Annotated in this window: 18 protein-coding genes; 10 read left to right on the top strand and 8 right to left on the bottom strand. The window is 72.0% G+C overall.

The features are described from left to right. Window positions 1–95: 95 nt before the first annotated feature. The 3 genes from OG798_RS23660 (at window position 96) to OG798_RS23650 (ending at window position 3,424) form a co-directional block, all read left to right on the top strand. Window positions 96–1,790 (top strand): aromatic amino acid ammonia-lyase, encoded by a 1,695-nt coding sequence (locus OG798_RS23660; RefSeq protein ID WP_328757640.1) that lies wholly within the window; start codon window positions 96–98, stop codon window positions 1,788–1,790. A 125-nt stretch (window positions 1,791–1,915) separates the two neighbouring features. Beyond that, window positions 1,916–2,749, top strand: a complete 834-nt coding sequence (locus OG798_RS23655; RefSeq protein WP_261687714.1) for a MurR/RpiR family transcriptional regulator — start codon at window positions 1,916–1,918, stop codon at window positions 2,747–2,749. A gap of 105 nt (window positions 2,750–2,854) precedes the next feature. Next, window positions 2,855–3,424 (top strand): hypothetical protein, encoded by a 570-nt coding sequence (locus tag OG798_RS23650; RefSeq protein WP_097225659.1) that lies wholly within the window; start codon window positions 2,855–2,857, stop codon window positions 3,422–3,424. A 23-nt stretch (window positions 3,425–3,447) separates the two neighbouring features. Here OG798_RS23650 and OG798_RS23645 read toward each other — a convergent pair whose 3' ends face one another. The 6 genes from OG798_RS23645 to OG798_RS23620 all read right to left on the bottom strand — a co-directional run bounded on the left by OG798_RS23645 (window position 3,448) and on the right by OG798_RS23620 (window position 7,589). Further along, window positions 3,448–3,822: a hypothetical protein gene (locus OG798_RS23645; RefSeq protein ID WP_054231414.1), complete on the bottom strand. Its 375-nt coding sequence runs from the start codon at window positions 3,820–3,822 to the stop codon at window positions 3,448–3,450. A gap of 66 nt (window positions 3,823–3,888) precedes the next feature. Continuing rightward, entirely contained in the window at window positions 3,889–4,398 is a 510-nt protein-coding gene (locus OG798_RS23640; RefSeq protein ID WP_095854258.1) for a roadblock/LC7 domain-containing protein, read from the bottom strand. Window positions 4,399–4,436: 38 nt separating this feature from the next. Then, the gene (locus OG798_RS23635; RefSeq protein ID WP_067376518.1) at window positions 4,437–5,168 is read right to left on the bottom strand and encodes a hypothetical protein; all 732 of its coding nucleotides are present in this window, start codon (window positions 5,166–5,168) and stop codon (window positions 4,437–4,439) included. A 125-nt stretch (window positions 5,169–5,293) separates the two neighbouring features. Beyond that, the gene (locus OG798_RS23630; protein ID WP_054236907.1) at window positions 5,294–5,692 is read right to left on the bottom strand and encodes a hypothetical protein; all 399 of its coding nucleotides are present in this window, start codon (window positions 5,690–5,692) and stop codon (window positions 5,294–5,296) included. A gap of 318 nt (window positions 5,693–6,010) precedes the next feature. Beyond that, the gene (locus OG798_RS23625; RefSeq protein WP_328757639.1) at window positions 6,011–7,363 is read right to left on the bottom strand and encodes a diaminopimelate decarboxylase; all 1,353 of its coding nucleotides are present in this window, start codon (window positions 7,361–7,363) and stop codon (window positions 6,011–6,013) included. Window positions 7,364–7,436: 73 nt separating this feature from the next. Beyond that, complete coding sequence (locus OG798_RS23620) at window positions 7,437–7,589, bottom strand: hypothetical protein (protein WP_267062026.1); 153 nt, start codon at window positions 7,587–7,589, stop codon at window positions 7,437–7,439. Window positions 7,590–7,701: 112 nt separating this feature from the next. Here OG798_RS23620 and hutU point away from each other — a divergent pair, with 112 nt between their 5' ends. The 4 genes from hutU to hutI are packed head-to-tail and all read left to right on the top strand — an operon-like array spanning window position 7,702 to window position 13,155. After that, on the top strand, window positions 7,702–9,375 hold the full coding sequence (gene hutU / locus OG798_RS23615) for a urocanate hydratase (protein WP_095854260.1): 1,674 nt from the start codon (window positions 7,702–7,704) through the stop codon (window positions 9,373–9,375). After that, window positions 9,372–10,601 (top strand): allantoate amidohydrolase, encoded by a 1,230-nt coding sequence (locus OG798_RS23610; RefSeq protein ID WP_095854261.1) that lies wholly within the window; start codon window positions 9,372–9,374, stop codon window positions 10,599–10,601. The genes hutU and OG798_RS23610 overlap by 4 nt, the downstream gene beginning before the upstream one ends. Further along, window positions 10,592–11,932: a formimidoylglutamate deiminase gene (locus OG798_RS23605; RefSeq protein ID WP_095858013.1), complete on the top strand. Its 1,341-nt coding sequence runs from the start codon at window positions 10,592–10,594 to the stop codon at window positions 11,930–11,932. Before OG798_RS23610 ends, OG798_RS23605 begins: the two co-directional genes overlap by 10 nt. Window positions 11,933–11,967: 35 nt before the next feature. After that, window positions 11,968–13,155 carry an imidazolonepropionase gene (hutI, locus tag OG798_RS23600; protein WP_267062025.1) on the top strand — a complete coding sequence of 396 codons (1,188 nt, stop codon included), beginning with the start codon at window positions 11,968–11,970 and terminating at the stop codon, window positions 13,153–13,155. Between the two features lie 64 nt (window positions 13,156–13,219). On the opposite strand, the gene OG798_RS23595 is transcribed toward hutI, so the two are convergent. Both OG798_RS23595 and OG798_RS23590 read right to left on the bottom strand, forming a co-directional pair. Then, window positions 13,220–14,737 carry an RICIN domain-containing protein gene (locus OG798_RS23595; RefSeq protein WP_121415940.1) on the bottom strand — a complete coding sequence of 506 codons (1,518 nt, stop codon included), beginning with the start codon at window positions 14,735–14,737 and terminating at the stop codon, window positions 13,220–13,222. Window positions 14,738–14,954: 217 nt separating this feature from the next. Then, entirely contained in the window at window positions 14,955–15,875 is a 921-nt protein-coding gene (locus OG798_RS23590; protein ID WP_373558983.1) for an RNA polymerase sigma factor SigF, read from the bottom strand. Between the two features lie 239 nt (window positions 15,876–16,114). Here OG798_RS23590 and OG798_RS23585 point away from each other — a divergent pair, with 239 nt between their 5' ends. The 3 genes from OG798_RS23585 to OG798_RS23575 all read left to right on the top strand — a co-directional run bounded on the left by OG798_RS23585 (window position 16,115) and on the right by OG798_RS23575 (window position 18,200). Then, entirely contained in the window at window positions 16,115–16,483 is a 369-nt protein-coding gene (locus OG798_RS23585) for an STAS domain-containing protein (protein WP_054236877.1), read from the top strand. Between the two features lie 291 nt (window positions 16,484–16,774). Beyond that, entirely contained in the window at window positions 16,775–17,290 is a 516-nt protein-coding gene (locus OG798_RS23580) for an ATP-binding protein (protein WP_121415941.1), read from the top strand. A gap of 181 nt (window positions 17,291–17,471) precedes the next feature. After that, complete coding sequence (locus OG798_RS23575) at window positions 17,472–18,200, top strand: LPXTG cell wall anchor domain-containing protein (protein WP_267062024.1); 729 nt, start codon at window positions 17,472–17,474, stop codon at window positions 18,198–18,200. Window positions 18,201–18,238 lie beyond the last annotated feature (38 nt).

Raw genomic sequence — 18,238 nt, 5'->3', positions numbered from 1 at the left:
ACCTGAATAGGTTGTCAACGGTCCGGTGTTAATCGCTGGTTACTTATGGCCACCAGGCAAGATCCAATGTCCGGATTGAGGGGAGTTTTTGCTCTATGTCGTCTCGGAATGCGGACACGTCGAGTGAGGTGGTGGCCGGCCTCACCGCCGGTCTCGTGGTGCTCGACGGGTGCAGCACCGGTGTCACCGACATCGTGCGGCTCGCCGACGGGGCCGCGCGGCCCGTTCCCGGCACCGAGGCGATGAAGCGCGTCGAGCAGTCCTGGGACGCCGCCCGGCAGATCGCCGCCACCGGTCGCGTCTACGGGCGCTCCACCGGCGTCGGCGCCAACCGGAACGAGGACGTGCCGACCGAGGCCGCCGCCGAGCACGGGCTGCGCCTGCTGCGCAGCCATGCCGGTGCCATCGGCGAGGAGCTCCCCGCGCGCCAGGTCCGGGCCATGCTCGCCGTCCGCGCCAACCAGCTCCTGGCGGGCGGAGCGGGCCTGCGGCCCACCGTCGTCACGGCACTGTGCGAGGCCCTGGAGACCGGCGCGTACCCGGTCGTGAACGAGTTCGGGTCGGTGGGTACGGGGGACATCGCGGCGCTGGCCCAGCTGGGGCTGGCGCTGGTGGGGGAGCATCCCTGGCGGGGGCCGGAGCAGGGCATGCCGCCCCAGGTGCAGGCTCCGTCGGTCCAGGCCCAGGTGCAGGCTCCGTCAGCCCAGGCCCAGGCGCAGGCTCCCTCGGTCCAGCCCCAGGGGCCGTCGCCGCTCGGTCTCGGGGAGAGGGTGACGTCCTTCGGGGAGGAGGTGTCGTCCGTCGGGCGGGGCCTGCCCCCCGAACCCCAGCCCCTCGACAACAACGACGCCCTCGCCCTCATCAGCAGCAACGCCCTCACCCTCGGGCAGTCCGCGCTCGCCCTGGACGAACTGCGGGGGCTGATCGAGGCCACCCAGGTCGTCGCCGCGCTGTCCCTGCTGGCCGTCGACGGATCGCACGAGGCGTACGCGGCGCCCGTGCACGCCGCGCGCCCGCACAAGGGCTCGGCCGAAGTCGCGCGCCGGATGCGGGAGTTGATCGGAGCGGCGGACCGGCCCACCCCGCCGCTCGGGCGGATCCAGGACCCGTACGGCTTCCGGTGCGTCCCGCAGATCCACGGGCCCGCGCAGGACGCCGCGGACGCCCTTGAAGGGGTCCTGGTCATCGAGATCAACGCCGCCGCCGAGAACCCCCTCATCTCGCCCGAGGACATGGCCGCGTACCACCACGGCGGCTTCTACCAGGCCCAACTCGCCCTCGCCCTCGACCACTTCAGGCTCGCCGTCACCCAGGTGGCGCGGCTGTCGACCTCCCGGCTCTCCACCCTCAACGAACCCGCCTACACCCGCCTGCGCCCCTTCCTCGCCGACCACGAGCCCGCGTCCTCCGGCGTGATGATTCTGGAGTACGCCGCCGCGGCCGCCCTCGGCGACCTGCGCGCCTTCTCCGCGCCCGCCTCGCTCGGCCACGCTGTACTCTCCCGGGGCGTCGAGGAACAGGCGAGCTTCGCCTCGCTCGCCGCACGGCAGACACTGCGGGCGTGCGGTGCCTACCGTCTCGTCGTGGGCTGCGAACTGGTCTCCGCCGTACGGGCGCTGCGCCAGCGCGATCTGCGGCCCGACCCGGAGCTGCCGGTCGGACGGGCGATGGAACTGGCCGAGTCCGTGCTCGGCCTGGACCAGACCGACCGGCCGCTGACGGACGACGTGACGGCGGCGGCCGCGCTGCTCGACCGGTTCACGGACATCTGGAGGGGGAGCGAGTCATGAGCGTGGACAGGAGCACGGACGTGAGCGCGGAGGCCAAAGCCGGCGTGAAGGCCGACGCGAATGCCGGCATGAAGGCTGATGCGAAGGCTGATGTGAAGGCTGGCGTGAATGTCGACGAGAGCGTGATGGACAGTCCCGCCGGGCGCCTGCAGGCGCTCTTCGAGGGGCACCGGCTGACGCCCACCCAACGGCGCATCGCGCACAGCATGGTGCGCAGCGCCGCCGACGTGCCGTTCCTCTCCAGCGTCGAACTCGCCGAACTCGCCGGGGTCAGCCAGCCCTCCGTCACCCGCTTCGCGGTCGCGCTCGGCTTCGACGGCTATCCGGCGCTGCGCAAGCACCTGCGCGAGGTCGCGCCCACCGAACAGACGGCGGCCCCGGGCTCGTACAACGAGTACCAGCAGGCCGTCGAGGCCGAGATCGAGAACCTGAAGCACCTCGCCGAGGTGCTCGCCGACCCGCGCCCGGTGCAGCGCGCGGGACGGCTGCTCGCCGCCTCCCGTCCGCTCCCGGTGCTCGGGCTGCGCGCCGCCGCCTCCCAGGCGTACGGCTTCGCGTACTTCGCCGCCAAGGTCCACCCGGACGTACGGCTGCTGCACGAGGGCGGCACCATGCTGCACGACCGCATCGACGCGGCCGTCCACGCCGGAGCCACCGCCCTGCTCTGCTTCGCGCTGCCCCGCCACCCGCGCGAGGTCGTGGACTCGCTCGCCTACGCCAAGGAGGCCGGGCTGACGGTGGTGACGGTCGCGGACTCCGCGTTCGCGCCGGTCGCCAAGGTCTCGGACCTCCTCCTGCCCGCCGCCGTCGGCACCGGGCTCGCCTTCGACACGGCCTGCTCCCCGATGCTCCTCGGGCGCGTCCTGCTGGAGGCGATGTGCGACGACATCCCGGACGCCCAGACGCGGCTGGAGGAGTTCGACGCGCGGGCGGCGGCCAGGGGCCTGTTCGTGGAGTAGTCACGGTTCGGTGGAGCGGCCCCGCTTCTCAGACTCGTCTCACCTTCGCTCGTTAGCGTGCGCGCCCAAAGACGCTGAAGACGTAAGGCACGGGAGGCGGAGAACGTGGCGCGCGGAGGACAGGGGTTGGCTCGGGTGGCCGTCGTGGTGAGAGCCGGGGCGGCACCACTGTGGTGGTTCGGTGTGTTCGCGGCCGGTATCGGGGTGCTGTTGCCGGGGCTGACCGGACGCCGGATCGGGGTCATGGCCGGGGCCGCGCTGTTCATCCTCGCGGCCGTCGTGGTGGCGTACACCCGCAGGAAGCGGTACGCCGCACTCGTCCGCTCGGCCGCACGCGCGAGCAAGCAGGACGTGCTCCAGGACCGGGCCGTGACGGTACGCAACTGGCGCCGGGGCCACCGCTGGTGGCTGCTGCTCGCCTTCGTGGCCGCGCTCGGCAGCTCCTTCGCGGTGCCCGCCGCGGGCGGCATGCTGCTCGCCGGTGCGGGCGTCGGGCTGTGGCTCAAGGCCGGCTGGCTCGGGCGCCGGGAACGCGCCGAGGAGGCGCTGATCTGGGTGCGCGTCGACTGGCTCGGCCGACGTGCCGGGGCTCCGGCCGGAAAGCCGGTCAAGGCATGCCGGAGCACCGGAGTGGCGGCCGGCGACGCCGCGCCCGGCGGAGCGCGACGCCGCTGACCCGAGGCGGCGACAGGGGGTCGCTACACCTCGAGGTCCGCCTCGATCCTCTTCAGCTGGTGCCGGGCCATCGCCAGGTTGGACCGTTTGGCGTCGAGCACCAGGTACAGGAAGAGGCCGTTGCCGCCGCGCCCCTTGATCAGCCGGATCAGGTGGTACTGGTCGGACAGCGTGATCAGGATGTCCTCGATCTCGCCCTTCAGCCCGAGGTGCTCCATGGTGCGGATCTTGGCGCGGACCACGTCGGTGTTGCCCGCCGCCGCCACGGTGAGGTCGAAGCCCTTGCTGCCGCCGATCGTGCCCAGCGCCATTCCGCTGGTGTAGTCGACGAGGGCGGCTCCGGTCGCGCCCTCGATCGAGGCGAGTGCTTCCTTCAGCGCGGTTTCGGTGTTCGTCATGGTGTGGTTCTTCCTTTCGGCTTGTCGGTCCGACTTTTCGGCCCGACCTTCGGTCCGACTTTTCGGTCAGCTTTCCGATGCGGTGGGGGTGTTGGGGGCGGGGGTCGGGGGCGTTCGGGGAGTGCCGCGCGCTGTACGGGTGCGCGTCGGCATGGAGGCGGGCCGTGTGGGAGCCCGCGCCGGGGTGACCGGTTCGCCGCGCGCCGTCGCGGCCTCCACGAGCTCGCCGATCCGGGTACCGGAACGGCGCCCCTCCAGATGCAGCCGGCCGACGTTGACCCGGTCCTGGGCCAGCAGCGTCAGCACGGCGGAGCCACCCGCCGCGTAGGTCGCCACATAGCCGTCGACGCCGCGCACCAGCAGCTCGCGGAACTCGCCCTGCCCGGTGGCGTCCGCCATCCGCACGGCCACCCCCAGCGCGGCCGCGGTGAGCGCGGCCACGCCCTCGGGCTCCACTCCGGGTGTGTCGTGGGCGAGTACGAGTCCGTCGACGCTGGCCGCCAGCGCACCGGTCAGCTGGGGCACGCGGGCCCTCAACCGGTGCAGCTCGTCGAGGACTTCGGGTTCCGCCGCCATCAGCAGTCTCCTCTCGGCACGCTGTCGCAGCGCGCGGATCACAGGGCCTCCAGCGCGTCTCGGAGCCGGCGCAACAACGCGACGTCGGGATCGGCGGAAGACTGGGTGAGCACTTTGGGCAACGGCGCACGCTCCGGCGCGTTCGCCGCCGTGACGAGCCCGGCCGCGGCCAGCCGGCGGACGTCGACGAGGGTGTGGAACGCGGGCCGCCCCAGGGCGAGCGAGATGTCCGACGCCGTCCGCAGCCCGTCCACCCGGCCGAGCACGGCCCACTGGCGCAGAGGGACCGACGGTTCGGCGGCGCGCCGGGCGCGTGCCAACGGGGCGGTGTCCGTCGCCGGGTCGGGCCAGACCCGGTGCAGCAACTGGCGGCGGCGCAGCGTCTCACGCTCCACCGCGGCCACGGGCACGGGACGCACGGGGCCGAGCCAGTGCGCGGCCCCGTACCGGAACCGGGCCGGAGTGCTGCTCGGACCCAGCACGAAGTACGCCGCGTCGTACAGCGCCCCGAGATGGCACAGCTCCAGCGCGCCCTCGGCGATCCGCCCGCGCTCGACCAGGAACCGCCCGACCCGCCGCCGCGCCCCGGCCTCGGCGACTGCCTCCCGCCAGGACTCGGCCGCCAGCACTCCGCGCGCGGTGAGCAGTACGTCGAGCGAGGGGGTGGCGGGGCTCTCGGCGTGCACGACCTCTCCGTCACAGAGATAGAGCACCCCGCGCTCGCGCACCAGCACGCCGGTGGCCCGCTCGGCGGCGAGTCGGCTGAGCATGGGCGAGAGGCCGACGGGGACCGCCGCCCTGTCGTTGTCGTTGCTGCTGTCGTTGTTGCGGTCGTGGTCCTGGCCGCTGTCCTTGTGCACGGCGAGTTCGAGTGCGGGCGGTGTTCTGACCGTCGTCATCCCAGTACCAGCCGTCCGGCCATCTCGCCGAGCCGGATCCGGGCCAGCGCGAGATTGCCGTCCGCCCGGTCCAGCCACAGATGCAGGAACACGCTGCTGTCGAACGTGGTCCTGACGAACCGCAGCAGGTGGTAGCTGTCACGGTTGCTGACGATCAGGTCCTCGACCGGGGTCTCCTGCTCGGACCAGTCGGACCCGTCGGACGGGGCGAACGCCTTGTGCTCCGCGGCGAGCCGGGCGAGCTCGGCCGCCTCCGCCGCGGTCGTCTCGTGGTCACCGCCCGGGGCGTCCCCGACCGTGCCCAGGGCCAGCCCGCTGGTCCAGTCGACCACCGCGGCGCCCCGGGCACCGGGCAGTCGCATGGCTTCCAGTAGGCACTCGTCGATTCCGGGCACCACGTATCCCCTCCCGCCAAAGGGTTCGGCCGAGTGACGCCGAAGTTACGCAACGTGTGCGCGACGGGTGAGCGATCTGGCATTTTCCTGTGGAACATGCGCGCGGTGACTAAGGTGGGTCAACTGACCATATTTTCCGTCCTCTTGAGGCTGTTCGGATGCCGGTCAGGGCGTTGCGAAGGCGTGCCAGGGGGCGCTCGCAGGTCCGCAGGGGTGCGCGTCGAGGCCACGCACGCCGTGTTCTATTTCGGGGTGCCAGGTGCCAGGTGCCAGGTGCCAGGTGCCAGGTGCCAGGTGCCAGGTGCCGGGCGTCGGGGGCTACAGCGCCGTGAGTGCCGTCGGCCGCGCGCCGCCCGACTCCGCGACGATCTCCTCGACGCCCTGCTGCTCCCGTACGACCGCGAACCGCACGTCCGTACCCCCGTTGCCGTTGCCGTTGCCGTTGCCGCCCTCGACCGACGCGAAGCCGTAAACGCCCGGCCGGGCCAGGGAGTTGTACGCGTAATGGTGGGCGAAGTAGTACGCGCCCGTGTCCAACGCCGCCGCGTAGTCGCCCTGTTCGAGCAGCGGGAGCGCGCGCCCCTCGGCGAGCAGGTCGCCCGCGAAACAGGCGGGCCCCGCGATGTCCTGGACGACGTCCGGCCCCGCCTTGGGGCGCCCCAACGCGTCGTACGCGGCGATCCGCAGCGGCCAGGACCCGGGCGCGTACACCGTGCGGGTCGCGATCTGCACCCCGGCGTGCGTCACCGCGACCGGCCGGCCTCCGGCGGACTTCGCGTACTCGACCCGCGCGACCACGGTCCCGTGTTTGGCCAGCAGCGACCGCCCGAACTCGGTGACCAGTCCGTACCGCCCGTCGAAGAGCCCCGGCACCGCCTCGGCGAGCAGCCGTGCGTACTGCGCGTACGTCGGGGTCGTGACGTCGGAGCCGAAGTTGACCGGCAGTCCGCCGCCGATGTCGAGCGTGTCGATCTGCTGCCGCCCGACACGCCGGTTGATCTCCTCGGCGAGCGCGTACGTCTCCGCGATCCCCCGTGCCATCAGTGAGAGCGGGATGCCCTGCGATCCGGTGTGCGCGTGCAGCCGGGTCAGCCACGGACGGTCGGCGTACGCCTGGACGATCCACTTGCGGGCGCCCTCGTCGCGCAGCGCGACCCCGAACTTCGAGGTCGGCGTCGCCGTGGACAACGCCTCGATGGAACCCCCGCCGACCTGCGGGTTCACCCGGATTCCGATGGGGGAGCGGGGGTGCGGGGATCCCGCGGGGGCGCCGTTCGGCCCGCCCGGCAGGTCCCCTACCAGGCCGTCGATGCGGTCCAGCTCCTGCGGATTGTCCGCGTTGACGGCGATGCCCAGCGCCAGCGCCTCGCGCAGTTCGGCGATCGTCTTGGCGGGTGAGTCGAGCACGGTCTCGGAGGGTGGCACTCCGGCCGCCCGTGCCAGGGCGAGCTCGCCGGGGCTCGCGACCTCCGCGCCGATGCCGTGCTCGTGCAGCAGTCGCAGTACGGGCACCAGCGGGGTCGCCTTCACCGCGAAGGCGTGCAGCACGGGCGTGCCCGGCGCCGCCACCGCGTCGAAGGCGGCCCGCAGCTCCGCCACCGAGGCCTTGATGCCGGGAACGTCGAGGAGGGCGATGATGGGGGCCTCGGGCCCCAGCAGTCCATGCTCCACGGCGGCCCGGACGGCATCGTCGCGCCGCGCCACGCGATCGGAGCCGGACTCGCCCCCGCCCGCCGAAGGCAACTCACCCGAACGTGCCCCGCCCGCCGAAGCCCCACCCGAAGGCGCCGCCGCCGAAGGCGTCCCGGTCGACGGCGTCCCCGTCGAAGACGCCCTGGTCCCTGCTGCCCCATCGCTCACTGAATCCTCCGTCGTGTCCCTGTCTGCGCCCATACATCCCAGCCAAACATCCGCGCCACGCCCCCGCTGGCCCACTCATCTATTGACTAGCTCTATTCAAGAAGCGAGGATGTGAATATCTACTGCAACAGTCCGCTAGGAGGCAGACCATGTCAGGACCCCGCCCCGTCCGAGCGCCGCGCGGTACGGAACTGAGTGCCCTGGGATGGCAGCAGGAAGCCGCCCTGCGGATGCTGCAGAACAACCTCGACCCCGAGGTCGCCGAGCACCCCGACAAGCTCGTCGTCTACGGCGGCACCGGCAAGGCCGCCCGCGACTGGCGCTCCTTCGACGCCATGGTCCGCACGCTGCGGACCCTCAAGCAGGACGAGACGATGCTCGTCCAGTCCGGCCGTCCCGTCGGCGTGATGCAGACCCACGAGTGGGCCCCGCGCGTCCTCATCGCCAACTCCAACCTGGTCGGCGACTGGGCGAACTGGGAGGAGTTCCGCCGTCTGGAGGCCCTCGGCCTCACCATGTACGGCCAGATGACCGCCGGCTCCTGGATCTACATCGGCACCCAGGGCATCCTCCAGGGCACCTACGAGACCTTCGCCGCCGTCGCCGCCAAGAAGTTCAACGGCACGCTCGCGGGCACCATCACCCTGACCGCGGGCCTCGGCGGCATGGGCGGCGCCCAGCCGCTCGCCGTGACGATGAACGACGGCGTCGCGATCTGTATCGACGTCGACCCGCGCGCCATCGAGCGCCGCATCGAGCACCGCTACCTGGACGTGAAGGCCGACTCCCTGGAGCACGCACTCCAGCTCGCCGTCGAGGCCCGTGACCAGCGCAAGCCGCTCTCCATCGGCCTCCTGGGCAACGCCGCCGAGCTGCTGCCCCGCATGCTCGCCGAGAGCGCCCCCATCGACATCGTGACCGACCAGACCTCGGCCCACGACCCGCTGGCCTACCTCCCTATCGGCATCGACTTCGACGACATGGCTGACGCGGCCGCCAAGGACCCGGCGGGCTTCACCACCCGCGCCCGGGAGTCCATGGCCAAGCACGTCGAGGCGATGGTCGGCTTCATGGACGCGGGCGCCGAGGTCTTCGACTACGGCAACTCGATCCGCGGCGAGGCCCAGCTCGCCGGGTACGAGCGGGCGTTCGCCTTCCCCGGCTTCGTCCCCGCCTACATCCGCCCCCTCTTCTCCGAGGGCAAGGGCCCCTTCCGCTGGGCGGCCCTCTCCGGCGAGGCCTCCGACATTCACAAGACCGACAAGGCGATCCTCGACCTCTTCCCGGAGAACGAGTCCCTGCACCGCTGGATCAAGCTGGCCGGCGAGCGCGTCCACTTCCAGGGCCTGCCCGCCCGTATCTGCTGGCTCGGCTACGGCGAGCGCGACAAGGCCGGCGAGCGCTTCAACGACATGGTGGCGTCCGGCGAACTGGCCGCGCCCCTGGCCATCGGCCGCGACCACCTCGACTGCGGCTCCGTCGCCTCCCCGTACCGCGAGACCGAGGCCATGCTCGACGGCTCCGACGCGATCGCCGACTGGCCGCTGCTCAACGCCATGGTGAACGTCGCCTCCGGCGCCTCCTGGGTCTCCATCCACCACGGCGGCGGCGTCGGCATGGGCCGCTCCATCCACGCCGGCCAGGTGTCCGTCGCCGACGGCACCAAGCTGGCCGGCGAGAAGATCCGCCGCGTACTCACCAACGACCCCGGCATGGGCGTCATCCGGCACGTCGACGCCGGGTACGACATCGCCGAGTCCGTCGCCCAGGAGCGCGGCGTGCGCATCCCGATGCGCGAAGGCGACGAGGGCGGCGCCGCGTGACCTTCCACAGCATGTGGGCGGAGCTGCTGCCGATCGGCCGCAGCTCCGCCTCCGGCGGCTACCGCCGCTTCGCCTGGACCGGGGCCGACATGGACTGCCGGGCCTGGTTCCGGGCGCAGGCCGAGTCCCGCGGGCTGCGCTACGAGCTGGACCGCAACGGCAACCAGTGGGCCTGGCTCGGCGACCCCGCCGAGGGCGACGCCGTCGTCACCGGCTCCCACCTGGACTCCGTGCCCGACGGCGGGGCCTTCGACGGGCCCCTCGGCGTGGTGTCCTCCTTCGCCGCCCTGGACGAACTGCGCGCCCGGCAGGCGGAGTTCACCCGCCCCCTCGCCATCGTCAACTTCGGCGACGAGGAGGGCGCCCGGTTCGGGCTCGCCTGCGTCGGCTCCCGGCTGGCCGCCGGACAGCTCACCGTCGAGCAGGCGCACCGGCTGACCGACGGCGACGGCATCACGCTCCCGCAGGCCATGGAGCGCGCCGGATACGACCCCGACACCATCGGTCCCGACCCCGAGCGCCTCGCCCGCATCGGCGCCTTCGTCGAACTGCACGTCGAGCAGGGCCGCGCCCTCGACCTCAGCGGCGACCAGGTCGGCATCGCCAGCGCCATCTGGCCGCACGGCCGCTGGCGCTTCGACTTCCGGGGCGAGGCCAACCACGCGGGCACCACCCGGCTCGTCGACCGCCGCGACCCGATGCTGTCGTACGCCGAGACCGTGCTCGCCGCCCGCCGGGAGGCCCAGCTCGCCGGTGCCGTCGCCACCTTCGGCAAGATCTCCGTCGAGCCGAACGGCGTGAACGCCATCCCCTCCCTCGTGCGCGGCTGGCTCGACTCCCGCGCCGCCGACCAGGCGACCCTCGACACGGTCGTCACCGGCGTCGAGAAGGCCGCCCGCGAGTACGCGGAGGCCCAGGGCGTCGAACTCGACGTCGTCCGCGAGTCGTTCACCCCCGTCGTCGAGTTCGAGCACGCCCTGCGCGACGAGCTCGCCCGCATCCTGGGCAAGGACGGGAAAGAGGCTGCGGGACTCACGGTTCCCGTCCTGGGCACGGGCGCCGGACACGACGCCGGAATCCTCTCCGGGACCGTCCCGACCGCCATGCTGTTCGTACGCAACCCCACGGGTGTCTCGCACTCCCCGGCCGAGTACGCCGCCGAGGACGACTGCGTGGCCGGGGTGACCGCACTCGCCGACGTACTCGAAGGGCTGGCCTGCAGGTGACGCAGACGTACTGGCTTGAACACGCCTGGCTCGACACCCACGTCGAGCCGGGCGTGGCCCTGGACGTGAGCGACGGGCGGATCACCGCCGTCCGCGAGAACACCGCCACCCCGCCCCCCGGCGCCGAGATCCTCCGCGGACTCACCCTCCCCGGTCTCGCCAACGCCCACTCGCACGCCTTTCACCGCGCCCTGCGCGGCACCGTCCAGGTCGGCTCCGGCACCTTCTGGACCTGGCGCGAGATCATGTACTCCTTCGCGGACCGGCTGACCCCGGACACCTACCACGCGCTCGCCCGCACCGTGTACGCGGAGATGGCGCTCGCGGGCGTCACGGCCGTCGGCGAGTTCCACTACGTGCACCACGCCCCCGGCGGCACCCCGTACGCCGACCCGAACGCGATGGGCGAGGCGCTCATCGCGGCCGCGGGCGAGGCCGGCATCCGGATCACCCTCCTCGACACGGCCTACGTGTCCGCCGGCTTCGGACAGCCGCCCAACCACCACCAGCTCCGCTTCTCCGACGGCAGCGCGGAGGCCTGGGCGGAACGCTCTTCACTTCTCAAGGAACGTGATCACGCACGGATCGGTGCGGCCATCCACTCCGTACGGGCCGTGCCCGCCGGACAGCTGGCGACGGTCGCGCGCTGGGCCGAGGAGCGGCGGGCCCCGCTGCACGTGCATCTGTCGGAGCAGACGGCGGAGAACGACGCCTGCCAGGCCGCCCACGGGTGCACCCCGACGCGGCTCCTCGCCGACCACGGCGTGCTCGGCCCCCGCACGACCGGCGTCCACAACACGCACCTCACGGACGAGGACATCGCGCTGCTGGGCGACTCCCGGACGGGCACGTGCATGTGCCCGACGACGGAACGGGACCTGGCGGACGGCATCGGCCCCGCCGTCGCCCTCCAGCGAGCCGGCTCGCCCCTCTCCCTCGGCTCCGACAGCCACGCCGTCATCGACCTCCTCGAAGAGGCCCGCGCGATGGAGCTGAACGAGCGCCTGCGCACCCGCACCCGCGGTCACTGGACGGCGGCCGCCCTGCTGCGCGCCGCCTCCGCCGACGGCCACGCGGCCCTCGGCTGGCAGGACGCGGGCATCCTCGAAGCGGGCGCGCTCGCCGACTTCACGACGATCGCCCTCGACTCGGTCAGAACAGCGGGACCGGTGCCGCGCCTGGGCGCCGAGACGGCCGTATTCGCGGCGACGGCGGCCGACGTACGGCACACGGTCGTGGGTGGCCGGCACGTCGTACGCGACGGGGCGCACGCTCTTGTTCCCGATGTGCCGCAGGCCCTCGCGCAGGCAGTCGAAGCCCTGCGCGCCTAGAGACGACCGCCGAACCCCGCCCCCACGAGGACGCCATGAGCAGCACCACCGGCACGACCACCGTCATCACCAACATCGCCAGTCTGGTCACCAACGATCCCTCCCTCGGTGACGGATCCCCCCTCGGTCTGATCCAGGACGCGGCCGTCGTCATCGAAGGCGACCGCATCGCGTGGACCGGTGACTCAAGAAAAGCACCCGCCACTGACAACCGGGTCGACGCCGGTGGCCGGGCCGTGATTCCGGGCTTCGTGGACTCCCACTCGCACCTCGTCTTCGCGGGCGACCGCACCCAGGAGTTCAACGCCCGCATGTCGGGCCGCGGCTACACGGCGGGAGGCATCCGCACCACCGTCGCCGCCACCCGCGCCGCCAGTGACGAGGACCTGGAGCGCAACCTCACGCACTACCTCCACGAGGCCCTGCGCCAGGGCACCACCACCTTCGAGACCAAGTCGGGCTACGGCCTCACCGTCGAGGACGAGGCCAGGGCGCTGCGTATCGCGGCGGCGCACACCGACGAGGTCACCTACCTCGGCGCGCACATCGTCTCCCCGGACTACGCCGACGACCCTGCCGCGTACGTGGCCCTGGTGACCGGCGAGATGCTCGACGCCTGTGCCCCGTACGCCCGTTGGATCGACGTCTTCTGCGAGAAGGGCGCCTTCGACGGCGACCAGGCCCGCGCGATCCTCACCGCGGGCAAGGCGAAGGGCCTGCACCCGCGCGTCCACGCCAACCAGCTCTCGTACGGCCCCGGCGTCCAGCTCGCCGTCGAACTCGACGCGGCGAGCGCCGACCACTGCACCCACCTCACGGACGCGGACGTCGAGGCCCTGGCGAACGGCCGCACGGTCGCGACCCTGCTCCCCGGCGCCGAGTTCTCCACCCGCGCCGAGTGGCCGGACGCCCGCCGCCTCCTGGACGCGGGCGTGACCGTCGCCCTCTCCACCGACTGCAACCCGGGCTCGTCCTTCACCTCCTCCGTCCCGTTCTGCATCGCGCTGGCGGTACGGGACATGGGGATGACCCCGGACGAGGCGCTCTGGTCGGCCACGGCGGGCGGCGCGGCGGCCCTGCGCCGCACGGACATCGGCCGCCTCACCGTCGGCGCCCGCGCCGACCTCGCCCTCCTGGACGCGCCCAGCCACGTCCACCTCGCCTACCGGCCGGGCGTACCGCTGGTCACCGGCGTCTGGCGGTGCGGCGCACGCGAGGTCTGACGCCGGGGTCACGAGTCCGAGGCCGCGAGGCCGGGGTCACGGCGCCGGGGTCAGGACGCCGGGGTCACGAGGCCCCCGCCCGCCACCGCTGACTCGTGCCCCCGTCGAGCGGCAGCAGGGACAGGCCGTCCCCGCCGCTCGGCGTGACCGCGGTCTCGAGGGCGATGGACGGGCGGATCACGCCGTCGTCGTCCACGGTGAACCTCAGGTTCTGGCCGTGGCTGCCGTCGATCGAGTCGCAGTCCCAGATCCCGACGCCGTTGTCGACGGAGCCGCGGCTGTCCAGACAGAGGTCGGAGTCGGCGTACGACTGCAGGACGCCGCGCCCGGAGTCGACCCGCCACCGCTGGGTGCGGGCCGAGGTGCAGGGGGCCGTGACGACGTCCGTGCCCTGTGTCAGATCGCCGTCGCGGATGTCCAGGCACAGGCCCGAGGCGAGGTTCACGACCTGGGCGTAGTTGCTGCCCGGCGGGTAGGTCGGGGTGGGCGTGGGGGACGGCGTCGCACTGGCCGATCTCGAGGGGGAGGGGCTCCGCGTCGGGGAAGTCGGGGAAGGGGACTTGCTGGTCGCGGAGGGCAGCGGGGCCGGGGGCGAGGGGGTCGCCGAGACGGTCGCCGTCACCGTCACCTGCGGCACGCTCGACGGGGTGGTGACCGAGCCCGCCGTGTTCTGGGACGGCGAGCCGCCCGACGACAGCACGACGAACAGCAGCGGCACCAGGGCGACGCCGAGGGCCGCCGCCGAGGTGAGGACGAAACGGCGGGACGGCGGCCAGGGCCCCGACGAGGCGGTGACGCCGGGCCGGGGTTCGCCCGCCTCGCTCACGACGTACGCCGTGCCCGCCCACGGGAGCAGTCCCTCGGCCAGGGCGGTGCGCGGATGGTCGCGCAGGGCGGACAGCTCCTCGTACGCCGTCGTGCAGTGCGCGCAGTGCGCCATGTGGGCGTGCAGATCGGGGCTGGAACGGGGGTTGTCCGGCCGTAGCGACTCCTCGATCAGCCGTCGGAAGTCCCCGCAGCGCGGGTCGTCGGAGGCGGCGAGCCGGGACTTCAGACAGGCCTGGCCCAGGGCGTGCAGCGCGGGCTGCGCGCCGTACGTCACGTCCTCACGGGTGAGGCCGAGCAGGACGGCCGCCCGGTCGGCGGGTTCCTCTTCCACGACCCCGTACCAGAGCAGGCCCTGGGTGCGGGACGGGAGGGACTGGAACGGGGCGAGCATGGGCGGCACGGGCCCGCCGGGGCCGGCCGCGCTCAGCACGAGGAGCAGACCGGGGTCGAGGCCGGCGGCCCGTTCGTCCCTCGCCCACGAGGCGGCCACCTGTCCCGCCAGCAGCAGGAGCCGGTGGCGCCAGGGGACGCTCGGGTTCGAGCCGCGCGCCGTCTCCTGGGCCGCCAGGGTGAATGCCTGCGCCGCGAGCTGCCGTGCGGCCGACTCGCTGCGGGTGCACAGGCGGGCGTAGGCGAGGACGGACGGGCGGTGCCGTTCGCGGAGCTCCTGGAGGGCCGGATACGCGCTGGGGGTGTCGGCGCTCAGCAGTTCGGTGAGCCGCGTGTCGGACGCGCCCGCGTCGTCCTGAGCCATGTGCCGGCCTCCTCGTGCCCCGTGCGGTCACTCGCTCCCGTCCTGACATACCAGCCAGTTTGGAGTGCTCATAGTGACGGGGGTGGCCCTTTGAGGAAAGAGGGAGGAAGGAGGCGCATGAAAAAAAGCGGCCCGGCGCCGTCGGCGCCGGACCACTCTGAGCTGAAAAGCCGGACCACTCCGTGCTGAAAAGAGGTGCCGGAGGGGGCGGGGAGTGTCACTCCTCGACCGTCAGTCCCTTCCGCAGTCGCACCAGCGTCCGCGACAGCAGCCGCGACACATGCATCTGCGAGATCCCGAGCTCGTCACCGATCTCGGACTGGGTCATGTTGGCGACGAAGCGCAGCGAGAGGATCTGCCGGTCGCGCGAGGGGAGTTCGGCGATCAGGGGCTTGAGGGACTCCACATACTCGATGCCCTCGAGGTCGTGGTCCTCGTAGCCGATGCGGTCCGCGAGCGCGCCTTCGGAGTCGTCCTCCTCGGGCTGGGCGTCCAGCGAACTGGCCGTGTAGGCGTTCGAGGCGGCCATGCCCTCGACGACCTCGTCGTTGGTGATGCCCAGGCGCTCCGCCAACTCGCCCACCGTGGGCGCCCGGTCGAGCTGCTGGGCGAGTTCGTCGCCCGCCTTGGCCAGGTCGAGACGGAGTTCCTGCAGTCGGCGCGGTACGCGCACGGACCAGGAGGTGTCGCGGAAGAAACGCTTGATCTCGCCGATGATGGTTGGCATCGCGAAGGTGGGGAACTCGACGCCGCGGCTCAGTTCGAAGCGGTCGATCGCCTTGATCAGGCCGATCGTGCCGACCTGGATGATGTCCTCCATCGGCTCGCTGCGGGAGCGGAAGCGGGAGGCGGCGAACTTGACCAGCGCGAGGTTGAGCTCGACCAGCGTGTTGCGCACGTACGAGTAGTCGTGGGTGCCTTCTTCGAGGGACTCCAGCCGCTTGAAGAGGGTCTTGGACAGGGCCCGTGCGTCCACCGGTCCCACCTCGTCGTACGGGGGGATCTCGGGAAGTCCGTCGAGTCCGTCGAGTCCGCTGGTTCCGGTTTCGTCGAGACGCTCCGGGCGTTCCAGAGAAGGTGTCGACGTCGCCGTCTGGGTCTGCGATGCGTCGAGCCGGGGTGACATGGTGTCCTCCATCGTTCTCGGCATATGGCCGCCGATGCCAATGCGTGCACTGCGGTGTGCGGGCGCCTCCAAAGCCGGCCGTGTCGAATAGGTGTCGCTACTAGCCCTACCCGCTTTCGCGCGTCGCCCGCAAGTGCGTTGCGCGATGAAATGTCCATTTTCAGGGGGTTGTTCGGGTGTCGGGGATCGTGAGGAAGGCGTAGTGTTCGAGTGCGTACATCAGCAGTCGCGACGCTCGGGAGAGAGACGGCATGGACCGCCAGACGGTCGGCAGCGCACAGTCGGGCCGGCTTCTAGTCGAGGTGCGGGAAGAGGGCTCAAGCGCCGTCGTGACCCCCGCGGGTGAGTTGGATCACCACACGGCTGAATTGTTGCGTGAGCCACTCGAGGACTGCCTTGACAAGGGGCATTCGCGACTGGTCGTGGACTGCTCGCGACTGGAGTTCTGCGACTCCACCGGGCTGAACGTGCTGCTCGGTGCCCGGCTGAAGGCCGAGGCCGCGGGGGGCGGAGTCCATCTGGCGGGGATGTTGCCGGTGGTGGCCCGGGTCTTCGAGATCACCGGGGCCGAGGCCGTCTTCACCGTCCACGAGACGCTCGATGCGGCCCTGGCCGACTAGCCGGGGCGGTCGGGGCCCCGCCTCGGCATGCTCCGCAGTGCCCCCTGCGATCGCAGCATCGCCCGCGTCACACGATCCCCGTCGTGCAAAGGGGGTGTTCCGACGGAACGGTCGGGCAGGAGACAACCTGACTATGTCGGCAACAATCGGTGGGAACGTCGTAGGTGATCGTCGTAGATACGTAGATATTCGTCCGGACGCCCTGAGTGCGGAAGCACCCGCGGCGCGTACCACATGCTGAGTACCGAGTCTTGAATCGTGAAACTGGTGAATCGGTGAGGTGAAGCGCTGATGAGCACCACCCGGCCTTACTCGCCGGGCGACCGCGGCCCGGAGTCGGGCGACGGCGGCGCTTCCGGGATGCCTGGGGGCGGCGGCCTGGCCGTCCCGTCCGGGGGGCGTCAGGCCCGCAGACTGAGCTTCGACGACGAGAGCGGCGTCGTGCCGCTGGCCCGCGACTTCGCCCGCCAGGCGCTGCACGCGTGGGGCTGGCTGCCCGCCGCGAGCGCCGACCGGCGGGCAGCCGCCGAGGACGTCCTGCTGGTCGTCTCCGAACTCGTCACCAACGCCTGCCTGCATGCCGAGGGCCCGGACGAGCTGCGGATCTCCTGCAACAACAAGGTGCTGCGCGTCGAGGTCTCCGACCGTGGCGCGGGCCAGCCCGCCCCGCGCACCCCGCACCGCGCCGGCCGCCCCGGCGGCCACGGCATGTTCATCGTGCAGCGGCTGTGCCTGGACTGGGGGGTCGTACGCACTCCGGGGGTCACGGGCAAGACGGTGTGGGCGGAACTCGGAGCGCCCGCGTAGCCCCACCCGATCCCGGGTGCGACTCCCACCTCGGGTTACCCCCGGTTCGAACCCTTCTTCGTACGTTGCCGAACGCGCGCCGGATCTCCTCGGATCCGGCGCGCACTTTGTCTTCCCTCCACAAGGCACCGGGCGTACCTTGACGGCCGATCTGATGTTCCGTCAGGAATGAGGCCCCGAGGTGTCGTACCGGACGTACCAGAAACGAACCGCCGCGCTCGCGTTCGCCGCGGCCCTGGCCGGCTCGGCGGTGCTGATGGCCGCCCCCGTCGCCGAGGCCAACGTGGTGAACGTCAACTACCAGTGCAAGACGCCGATCGGGGACAAGAGCGCCGTCTCGCCCATCGACATCAAGAGCGTCAAGAGCGGCAGCGGCTACAAGCTCACCATGTCCTGGCAGAAGGGCGTCTCCTCCAGCCCGGTGGAGCTCGGCAAGGGCGCGATGAGCCCGAGCGCCGTGATCAAGGTGGGTGGCGCGGACACCGGCACGGTGGCCGTCAGCGGCCCCGCCAACGCGGCCGCGATCCCCGCCAACACCCCCATCAAAATCAGTGACTTGTCGGGTACGTACACGCCGGAGAAGACCGGCAAGGTCACCTTCACCGCGGGCGTACTCACGATCAAGGCGCTCGGCACGACGACCACCTGCACCCCCACGAACAACCCCGGGCCGTCGCTGACCCTCGACGTCACGGCGGCGGGCGGCGGGTCGGGAAGCGGCGGATCCAGCGGATCCAGCAGCTCGGGCGGTTCGACGGGCTCGACCGGTACCGACTCCGGCGGCCAGCTCCCGCAGACCGGCCCCGCCGACTCGGCGATCGCCCTCGGCACGCTCGGCGGCACGGTGCTGCTCGCGGGCGCGGCGGGCACGCTGTGGCTGACCCGCAGGCATCAGACGAACCGCCGCTGAGGGCGCCACGCCCCCGTACGACGGTACGACCGTACGAC

Origin of the sequence: Streptomyces sp. NBC_00271 (genome assembly GCF_036178845.1) — a bacterium.
GTDB lineage: Bacteria > Actinomycetota > Actinomycetes > Streptomycetales > Streptomycetaceae > Streptomyces.
This window is presented reverse-complemented; position numbering and strand designations above follow the sequence as displayed.